This window comes from Actinotignum sanguinis, assembly GCF_003957255.1.
Lineage (GTDB): Bacteria > Actinomycetota > Actinomycetes > Actinomycetales > Actinomycetaceae > Actinotignum > Actinotignum sanguinis.
Map to the genome: position 1 here is coordinate 63,744 of NZ_QDIE01000007.1, position 9,626 is coordinate 73,369.

11 protein-coding genes are annotated in these 9,626 nt (G+C 60.6%); all 11 read left to right on the top strand.

Going from position 1 to position 9,626, the window contains the following annotated elements; all coding sequences use genetic code 11:
- Positions 1–212 precede the first annotated feature (212 nt).
- Positions 213–692 carry a 30S ribosomal protein S16 gene (gene rpsP / locus DDD64_RS03230; protein WP_126135005.1) on the top strand — a complete coding sequence of 160 codons (480 nt, stop codon included), beginning with the start codon at positions 213–215 and terminating at the stop codon, positions 690–692.
- Entirely contained in the window at positions 692–931 is a 240-nt protein-coding gene (locus tag DDD64_RS03235; RefSeq protein WP_016442467.1) for an RNA-binding protein, read from the top strand. The genes rpsP and DDD64_RS03235 overlap by 1 nt, the downstream gene beginning before the upstream one ends.
- Before the next feature lie 100 nt (positions 932–1,031).
- Entirely contained in the window at positions 1,032–1,661 is a 630-nt protein-coding gene (rimM, locus tag DDD64_RS03240) for a ribosome maturation factor RimM (protein WP_241227353.1), read from the top strand.
- An 8-nt stretch (positions 1,662–1,669) separates the two neighbouring features.
- Complete coding sequence (trmD, locus tag DDD64_RS03245) at positions 1,670–3,178, top strand: tRNA (guanosine(37)-N1)-methyltransferase TrmD (protein ID WP_206435370.1); 1,509 nt, start codon at positions 1,670–1,672, stop codon at positions 3,176–3,178.
- A gap of 120 nt (positions 3,179–3,298) precedes the next feature.
- A complete protein-coding gene (rplS, locus tag DDD64_RS03250; RefSeq protein ID WP_016442470.1) occupies positions 3,299–3,652 on the top strand; it encodes a 50S ribosomal protein L19 in 354 nt (117 codons plus the stop codon).
- Between the two features lie 733 nt (positions 3,653–4,385).
- Positions 4,386–5,297, top strand: a complete 912-nt coding sequence (gene lepB / locus DDD64_RS03255; RefSeq protein WP_164545894.1) for a signal peptidase I — start codon at positions 4,386–4,388, stop codon at positions 5,295–5,297.
- Between the two features lie 5 nt (positions 5,298–5,302).
- On the top strand, positions 5,303–5,980 hold the full coding sequence (locus tag DDD64_RS03260) for a ribonuclease HII (RefSeq protein ID WP_126135008.1): 678 nt from the start codon (positions 5,303–5,305) through the stop codon (positions 5,978–5,980).
- A complete protein-coding gene (locus tag DDD64_RS03265) occupies positions 5,980–6,303 on the top strand; it encodes a DUF2469 domain-containing protein (protein ID WP_016442473.1) in 324 nt (107 codons plus the stop codon). Before DDD64_RS03260 ends, DDD64_RS03265 begins: the two co-directional genes overlap by 1 nt.
- A gap of 129 nt (positions 6,304–6,432) precedes the next feature.
- Positions 6,433–6,858 carry a YraN family protein gene (locus tag DDD64_RS03270; RefSeq protein ID WP_126135009.1) on the top strand — a complete coding sequence of 142 codons (426 nt, stop codon included), beginning with the start codon at positions 6,433–6,435 and terminating at the stop codon, positions 6,856–6,858.
- The gene (locus DDD64_RS03275; protein WP_126135010.1) at positions 6,855–8,375 is read left to right on the top strand and encodes a YifB family Mg chelatase-like AAA ATPase; all 1,521 of its coding nucleotides are present in this window, start codon (positions 6,855–6,857) and stop codon (positions 8,373–8,375) included. Before DDD64_RS03270 ends, DDD64_RS03275 begins: the two co-directional genes overlap by 4 nt.
- Before the next feature lie 70 nt (positions 8,376–8,445).
- Positions 8,446–9,516 (top strand): DNA-processing protein DprA, encoded by a 1,071-nt coding sequence (gene dprA, locus DDD64_RS03280; RefSeq protein ID WP_164545895.1) that lies wholly within the window; start codon positions 8,446–8,448, stop codon positions 9,514–9,516.
- The last annotated feature ends 110 nt before the right edge of the window (positions 9,517–9,626 follow it).

The following is a 9,626-nucleotide window of genomic DNA, read 5'->3' on the forward strand; positions in this document are numbered from 1 at the left end:
GCATTGCAGTGGGGCGAGGGCGTAAGTGATCTCACCGCGCAGCTGCGCACTACCTGTTTCCTCAGCTAGAAAATTCTGGCAGAATAGCTAGATGTACTTGGAGGATGCCGGGTCCCTCTCAACCCGGTGTCATCCGTGTTCATGGATTGCACGGTGCGCGTCCCCCAACCGGCCGGGTAATCCACCCCAATGAGAAAGGATTGACCACAAAAGTGGCAGTCAAGATTCGTTTGAAGCGCATGGGTAAGATCCGTGCGGCCCAGTACCGTATTGTCGTAGCGGATTCTCGTGTCAAGCGCGATGGCAAGGTTATTGAGGAAATCGGCTACTACGATCCCAATACCCAGCCGTCTACGATCCGCATCGATTCTGATCGGGCTCAGTACTGGCTCGGCGTGGGTGCTCAGCCCACCGAAGCCGTGCTCGCGCAGCTCAAGGTGACCGGTGACTGGCAGAAGTTCAAGGGATACAAGGATGGCCAGGAAGGTCGCCTGCGTGTTCCGGAAACGGTGAACGCTGAAGAAGCGCGCGCCGCAGCGGTCAAGAAGGTCCAGGACGACGCCGAAAAGCGCCGCGCTGCCGCAGCTGAAGCCAAGGCGAAGGCCGAAGCGGAAGCCGCAGCTGCTGCCGCCGCTGAAGCTGGGGAAGCTGAAGCCGGCGAGGCTACCGAAGCGGAAACCGAGGAAGCCTAATGCTGACGGACGCTCTGGAACACCTGGTCAAGGGAATTGTTGATTACCCGGATGATGTCAACGTCTCGGCATCGCGTAATCGTCGTGGCGAACTTCTGGAAGTTCGGGTGAACCCTGACGATCTCGGTCGGGTGATCGGCCGCGGCGGGCGTACCGCCAAGGCTCTGCGGACCGTCGTCAACGCGCTTTCGGACGAAGGCTCCGTGCGCGTGGACGTTATCGAAACGGACCGTAACTAACGTAGCGGCATACCGGCCCTCAACCTTTCGGGGTTGCGGGCCGGTTTTGTATGAGCCACCACCGTTCCCCACCGTGTGCGGGAACTGAAAGAAGGACACGATGCAACTGACGGTAGCTATTATTGGGGCGCCGCACGGACTCAAAGGGGAAGTCCGTTTGGATGTTCGTACAGATTCGCCCGCGCGCCGCCTCGCTGTTGGAGCCCAGCTGGAAACCGATCCGGCGGATTTCGGGCCGCTGACCATCACCCGCACTCGAGAATATCGGGGAATCACTTACGCGCTCTTTGCTGAATCAACCACCCGTGACACCGCAGAAGCGCTGCGCGGGGTGCGTCTTATCGTGGAAACCGATGAGGATGAGCCCGAAGAAGATGCCTATTACGCCCATGAGCTACGCGGTCTGGAAGTCCTCGATCCAGAAGGCTATGAGCTTGGAATTATTACCGGTTTGGAAAACGGCCCCGCCCAGGATGTCCTGGTGGTGCGTGAGCCAGACGGCCGGATTACCCGCGTGCCTTTCGTGCGCGAGATCGTGACGGCGGTGGACCTGGATGATCACTGCGTCGTGGTCGATGCCCCGGCCGGGCTTTTCTCCGAAGATGACATGATCGTAGTGGAGGGTGATGACCTGACCGGCGCGCTCAGTGCCACCGAGGAAAACGGCACGGAGGAAAGTGCCGCCGAGGGAAGCAGCGAGATGGAAAGCAGCACGGAGGAAACGAAGTAATGGCGAGCTTGCGCATTGACCTCGTCTCGGTTTTCCCGGAATTCTTCGACGTGCTCGATTTATCGCTGGTGGGCAAGGCCCGCCGTCGCGACGTCGTCGATATTCGCGCCCATAATCTGCGCGATTGGACCAGTGATATCCACCGCACCGTGGACGATACTCCCATCGGGGGCGGAGCTGGAATGGTCATGAAACCGGATGTCTGGGGCCGCGCCCTCGATGATCTCATCGGTTCGAGCGCCCCGGAAACAATCACCCTCGCGATTCCCACCCCCTCCGGGCAACCGCTTACCCAGCGCCGCGTGGAAGACTTGGCCACCCGGGAGCGCATCATTATTGCTTGCGGGCGCTACGAGGGCATCGACGCGCGGGTAGCTGAACACTATCGTGGGCAGGGCGTGCACGTGGAGGAGTTTTCTCTCGGAGATTATGTTCTCAACGGTGGGGAAGTGGCGGCGGTGGCCCTCGTGGAGGCGGTTACCCGTCTTATCCCCGGTATGGTGGGCAACCCGGAGTCCCTCGTGGAAGAATCGCACGGTGCGGCCGGGTTGCTCGAATATCGTGTCTACACCCGCCCGGTGAGCTGGCGCGAACTCGAGGTGCCCGCGGTTCTACTCAGCGGCAATCACGGGGCGGTGGCGCGCTACCGGAGAGACGAAGCTATTACGCGCACCGCTGCGCGCCGTCCCGATATGATCGCGGCACTGGATACCTCTCATCTGGACAAACGCGACCGGCCGGCACTCGCGGCGGCGGGCTATGTGTGGCGCACTAGCGACGTTCACCCGGTGGCGGTGGAGACCGAGGTCCTCGGGGTTGCGGGCGCCGTCGTTTCCGGGGATGAGGTATTCCCGGGCGAAGCCCTTTCGGATGGGGAGCTCGGGAACGGGGCAGTACCAGGCGGCGAACTTCCAAACGGAGCGCAGCGGCGCACCGCAACAGAATTAGCACACCTTGCCACCCGTAGCTTCCCAGATGCGTGCCCGCGTTATCTTAGCGAGGCGGATATTGCTGTGTTCGCGGCGGCGAATCTTTCCGTGGAGGCTTTCGAGAACTACCTTGCTGACCCGCACTGGATGACGGTGGTAGTGCGCGGCGCGAGTGGAGAGGCGCGCGGGCAACTGCTGGGCTACAGCCTCACGGTGCTTCCCGATAGCGTGGTGGGAACGGGGGGCGACGACGTTGCCGGGCGCGAGGACGGTGCACCATTCATGTACCTTCCGGAGCGGAAGGGCCCGTTGCTTGAGCTCTCCAAGTTCTACGTGGAGCGCAGCTGGCACGGGAGCGGGGTAGCGGATCTGCTCTGGCAGGCGACAGTGGAGGCGTGCCACGCCAGGCTCCCTGCGGCCGAAGTGGCGCCCGCACCGTACCTGTGGCTCGGAACAAATAAAGACAATCGGCGCGCTCAACGATTTTACAAACGGTGCGGTTTCCGAAAGGTAGCTACCCGAGAATTTCGCGTGGGTGAGGTAGTTAACTCAGACCTTATTTTTGCCTGCCCGCTGACTGTGGCATAATAGTGGAGTTTCCTCGCTTTCATAATGCGCTGCGCCTGCCGCAGGGGGTCGCGCATCGGCGAGATCTTAACCGATAACAGCGCCCCTGGCCTGCGTGCAGAGGCGGAAAGTGAATGAATAATGCAGACTCTTGATGTAGTTGATGCTTCGCGTTTGCGCGACGATATCCCTGATTTCCGCGCCGGTGACACCGTGCGGGTAAATGTACGCGTGGTGGAAGGTAACCGCACCCGTACCCAGGCGTTCCAGGGTGTTGTTATCGCCCGCCAGGGTGATGGCCTGCGTGCCACCTTCGATGTCCGCAAGATTTCCTTCGGTGTGGGTGTGGAACGTAAGTTCCCGGTGCATTCTCCCTCCATCGAATCCATCGAAGTGATCACCCGCGGTCGGGTGCGGCGCGCCAAGCTGTACTACCTGCGTGATCGTCACGGCAAGGCAGCGAAGATTCGCGAGCGTCGCACCGATTCCAAGTAAGGAACGGTACGAACTTCTCGTTCACATATGGACCCGCGCCCCGGTGCGGGTCCATTTTTGTCCTATAGGCCCCATTTTTATCTGCGCGAATCCCCGGCCGGTAAACCTAGAGTGCTATAGGTAACCCCGGATAGCCGCCAATGGCGGTGGGGCAGCGCTGGGGTATTCCCGGAGCTTTACCAAAATAACGTGGCGCGACGGCGCGGATAACCTCAGGTGCATTCACGTGCGCTGGTAGCATGGAATACGCGTATCTTTTATCTATTCAGGGGCGGAGGGGCGTATGGGCGAGGGCACGTCAGGCGGGTCACGGGCGTCGGAAGATGCCTCGCGGTGGCCGGCAGGGCGGACCCACCGGAGCCAGGCTCGCGGTCGTCGGGCCGCTCCCTCACCCGAGATACAGAACCTGGATGCAACGCCGGAGTTTCTCGAGTCATGGAAACAGGTTGTGCCGGAACGGTTCTCCGAACCGGCGGCGCTATCTGGGGCGGTGACCTCACCGGATGCGGATGAGCTACCGGAGCTTGACGAGTTATTTGAGCTGGGAGAGCCGCTCGCATCACAAACCGTAGTTACGGTAGCGGGGGAGCCGGCTAAGATAAATGCAGCTGAAGCCCGCTTACGGCTAACGCTCACGGAACAGCTCTCGAACGCGGATGAAGGTCTCTATGCCGACGCTTTGCGAGATGAGCTGGCCCGGGTGGAAGCACATGTGAACCACGGAGGAGTAACCATGAATACAACGGACGGTCAGTCCTCCGCTGCCAATATGCATGCCACTCCGGAGCAGCCCCCCTCCTACCCTCCCGAAGTGGCCCCGGTGCGCCCCGAGGCGGACACCCGGGAAGCCCCCGTGCGTAACTCGCGCCTGCGTAGCGTAGTGGAGATGGCCCTCACTGTCGCCGTCGTTCTTCTCGTCTCCGTCATCATAAAAACTTTCTTCATCCAAGCTTTTAATGTGCCCTCCGGTTCCATGGAAACCACGTTGAGTACCGGGGATAAGTTTTTTGTCAACCGGATGGTGACCGATAACGAGGAGTTACGCCGCGGCGATATCGTGGTCTTTGTGGATCCGGGCGGCTGGCTCGACGATGTGGAAGAAAACCGGTCCTGGATTGCCCAAACCGGCACTCGGATCCTGCAAGGCATCGGGCTTCTCCCGGCAGATTCTGGTCACTACCTAGTGAAACGGATTATCGCGAAAGGCGGGGATACCGTCAGCTGCTGCGGGGAAGATGGCCGCGTGCAGGTCAATGGTGTGCCGATCACGGAGGAGTACCTCAATTACGGGGTTTCGCCGTCGCTGCAGAAATTTGAGGTGAAGGTTCCGGAAGGGTACCTGTGGATGATGGGGGATAACCGCGCCAATTCGAAAGATTCGCGGTGGCATCAGCGTGAATCCGGAAACGGATTCGTGCCGGTAGAAAACGTTGTGGGCCGGGCCTGGTACGTTTTCTCACCGTGGAGCCGCCATGGGCGCCTGCCTGATATGAGCCACGTCTTTGCCGGTGTCCCTGAACCGGCCGCGCCCGCGGGCGCGCGAGTAGCGCTGCCGGAAAATTGTGTTGATCCACGCTCCGTATATGCGGCTCCTGCGGCCCAACCGGGGCTTGCCGCCGCCGCGGTGTCCGGGCAGGGCAGGTAGCGGGCGTGCAGGTACCTGATCGCACCGTTGAAAAAGAACTGCTGGCCCAGATGAGTGCCCGCGGAGGCCACGTTCTTGCCGCTGTGGATGAGGTGGGCCGCGGCGCCATCGCCGGGCCGGTGTGTGTTGGTATAGCCCTCCTGGATGGAAGCACCCCGGATGACTTCCCGCCCGGATTACGCGATTCAAAAATGCTGAGTGCGCGTGGACGCGAGGCGATTTACCAAGAAGCTCGTCGCTGGCCGCTCGCGGTGGCGGTGGGAAGCGCAGCCGCCAGTATTATCGACACGGTGGGAATCATTGAAGCCTTGCGCTGCGCTGCTGCGGATGCCCTCGCCCAGCTGGAGAAATCCGGATTGCACCCCGATGCTGTTCTCTTAGACGGAAAACATAATTGGTGGGCGCAAGATTCCCTCTTCGATACGGAACCGACCGTCCCGCAGCTTCCGGTCACCACCGTGATTAAGGGGGATGCCTCCTGCGCCGGGATTGCCGCGGCATCCGTCGTCGCTAAAGTTGAGCGAGATCGCTATATGGAAACACTCGCAAAAGATTTCCCCGATTACGATTGGGAACATAATAAGGGGTACGGTACTCGCGCTCACCTCGACGCCATCGCGCAGGTGGGGCCGAGCCCGTATCATCGAACGTCGTGGCATTTGCCCGCGGTAAGGAGTGAATAATGAGCGAGATTGACGGCTACGAAGCCGAACTGGAACTCGCGTTATATCGCGAGTACCGCGATGTTGTGAAGATTTTTCGGTACGTGGTGGAAACCGAACGGCGTTTCTACCTGGCCAATGACGTAGACGTGAAAGTACGATCCTCGACCGCGGGCGACGTGTTTTTCGAGGTGAACCTGAGCGATGCGTGGGTGTGGGATATCTACCGCACGTCCCGTTTCATTCGTTCGGTACGGGTGGTGACTTTCAAGGACGTCAATATCGAAGAGCTCAACCAAACCGATATTACTCGCGAGCTTGATCTTCCCGGTTCCTCGCTTTAATCGGAAGAACGTTGCGTCGTGAGTTCTCGTGGAGCTTAGGTTTATCCACAGGTATCTCAAACGACGACGCTATCCCCAGCCGCGCATCGCTCGAGCCATCATCGTTAATGTCCGCGCCACACTAGGTGCATGTACCAGTGTGAAACTCTGTATGCCACCATTGCTCGCAACGAGCTCGCCCCGCTTTCTGCTTCCGCCACCACCCGGGAGGTAGGAGAGTGGGGAGAAAACGTTGCTACCGCATACTTGCGTGGACTCGGTTATCGCGCGCTGGCCCAGAATTGGAGATGCCGGCGCGGGGAACTTGACCTGGTATGCCGCGAAGAACCCAGCGGTGCCCTGGTTGCTGTTGAAGTGAAAACCCGCCGCGGGCGGAATACGGTTCCCGCGCCGCTGGCCGTTAGTTCCGAAAAATATCGCAGGCTGCGCCAGCTTCTGGCGCAGTGGCTCCAAGCCGAAGGTGGAAACTATCCCGCACTCGCGGTAGATATTGTGGCCATCAGCGTTCCCACCTCCGGTCCCATCACTATCGAGCATCTGCGGAACGCCTCATGATTGGCACCTCCCATACCGTCTCCATCCTCGGGGTCCAGGGCATGCCCATCCGGGTGGAAGTCGCGATCCTTTCTGGACTGCCCAATTTCACGATTGTGGGCCTGCCCGATGCGGCGGTGAGCGAATCACGCGAACGTATCCGGGCAGCTTTCGCCGCAGCACGGATCCCTTTCCCGGCCGGGCGTGTCACGGTTAACCTGTCTCCGGCAGATACTCCGAAGGCTGGCACCGCTTTCGATGTGTCGATTGCTGCCGCCATCCTTGCTGCGCAAGCCCATACCCAACTCCCGTCTGGAACCTTTTTCTTGGGTGAACTCGGCCTTGACGGGTCGGTTCGTCCGGTGCGGGGAATCTTGCCGTGTGTGCTGGGAGCCACCCGCCACGGCTTCCGTCATGCCATCGTCCCGCACGGATGCGGAGCCGAGGCTGCGCTCGCCCAGATCCAGGTGGGAGAAATCTGGCATATCACCCAGATAGCACAGCACCTGGGGCTTGCCAGCGATCCGGTACCACCACCGCCACCCGTGCCGGTATGCCAGCCCCGTGCCAGTAGCGATATTGGTGACCTTGCTGAGGTACGGGGCCAATACCTGGCCCGCCACGCCCTGGAAATAGCTGCCGCGGGGAGCCACCACCTTCTCATGATCGGGGCGCCCGGGGTAGGGAAATCGATGCTTGCCACCCGGCTACCGGGAATCATGCCGCCCCTCACCCGTGCCCAAGCGGTAGAAAGCGCTAGTATCCGCTCCATCGTCGGGCAATTTGAGGAGATCACCACCAGGCCTCCCTACGTGGCGCCGCATCACACCTCAAGTGCCACCGCACTGGTGGGAGGAGGAAGCCGGCCCCGCCCCGGCGCGATCTCCCTCGCGCACTACGGCGTGCTTTTCCTCGACGAACTTCCCGAATTCACCACCAGGGCCATCCAATCCCTCCGTGAACCTATGGAATCGGGAGAAGTACATATTCACCGCGCCCACGGCTCGGTACGTTTCCCGGCCCGTTTCCAACTGGTAGGAGCAGGGAACCCGTGCCGATGCGGCCGACTACTTGATTCCCCCGCCTCCTGCACTTGTTCGGGGGCAGACCGCGCCCACTATCAGCATCGCATCGGAGGTCCGCTCCGAGACCGCATTGACCTCATGGTTACGTTACCCAGGCCCAGCCGGGCGGAATTGGCCGCGGGTAATAGTGGAGATAGCAGCGAAACGGTCGCCGCGCGGGTGCGCGAAGCTCGCGAACGCCAACATTACCGTTTCCGGGGTGAAAGCTGGGATGTTAACGCTGGGATACCGGGTGCCTGGCTTCGGGCACATACTCAGTTAGCACCCAGCTCAAGCGCGAGCTTGCATGACGCTCTCACCCGCGGTCTCATCAGTATGCGGGCTGCGGACAAAATTCTGCGGGTTTCCTGGACTCTCGCTGACCTAGCGGGCCATGCACAACCCACCACCGACGACGTTGCTGGGGCTTTCGCCCTACGCGGGAAAGGACATGCTGGTTATGACGGAGGATAAAACAGTCCGGAGTGGCAGAGAAATAACCGGAGCTGCCGGCGTGAGAGAAACTTGCGCGGGAGCCCCCAGTATGGAAGCAAGCCTCCCGGGGAACACCGGTCCGGGTGCCACCGCCGTTGGATATACGGGTGTGGAAGAAACCGCAGCAATGGCGTGGACCCGCCTGGCAGAAGGGGAAGACTACCACGCGGTTGCTCTCACCGAACATCTCGGTTACGTCGGAGCTCTGAGCTGGCTGGAAGAGATACGCGCGGGCGCCCCGGTACCTGAACCGCTGCGCACGGCCGCTACCCGCTGGAATGCTCGATATGATGCCGAGGCCTTTGCACGTGATCGTGAACTGCTCAATCGAGGCTATGGTTTCACCTACCCGGGTAGCCCCACCTGGCCGCAATCCTTAACGCAGCTCGGGGAACAGCGTCCGCTGGGACTGTGGTGGAAAGGGAATATTGAGGCCCTTGAACGACCCGCGCTCGCGATGGTCGGTTCGCGCGCATCCACTGACTATGGAGAAAAGATTGCCACTGATTTTAGTTACGAGCTCACCGAACGTGGTGCCCTTATTGTTTCCGGGGGAGCCATTGGTATTGACGCGGCCGCTCACCGCGGCGCCGTGCTCGCTAATGCTCCTACCGCGGTGGTTTTCGCCAGTGGAATTAACCGGCCCTATCCCAAAGCCCACCAGGAGCTTTTCGCGCGGATCCTCGACGCTGGTGGGCTCGCCCTTTCAGAAACAGCTCCGGGTAATGCTCCCCACCGGCACCGTTTCCTGGCCCGAAACAGGATCATTGCGGGCCTATCGCGCGCCGTTGTTGTTATCGAAGCTCCCTATCGATCGGGAGCCATTAATACCGCGGGGCACGCCCATACCTACGGCATTCCAGTGGGGGCAGTCCCCGGGTCCATTTATGCCATGTGCTCAACGGGCTGTCACCGACTTTTGCGAGAAGGAGCGGTATGTATTACCGGGGTGGAAGATATTGTGGACATGCTCGGTTTTAGCACCGGTCAGCAACTTCTCCGTGCAGATCGTGCACGGGTAGCGGGGGAGAGGAGCACGGCTCCTAACGGTGACGGGGCAGCAAGCCGAACTGTTGCTCATGCGCTTACCGGCGGTGTGCAACTAGTGTACCGTCCGTGAAATAGCTTACTGGTGATGGTATTATTGATCCATGTCGCACCCCGCTAAACCACTCGCCTTGAGTGACGAGGAACGAAGCACCCTGGAAAAGATCTACAACTCACCATCAC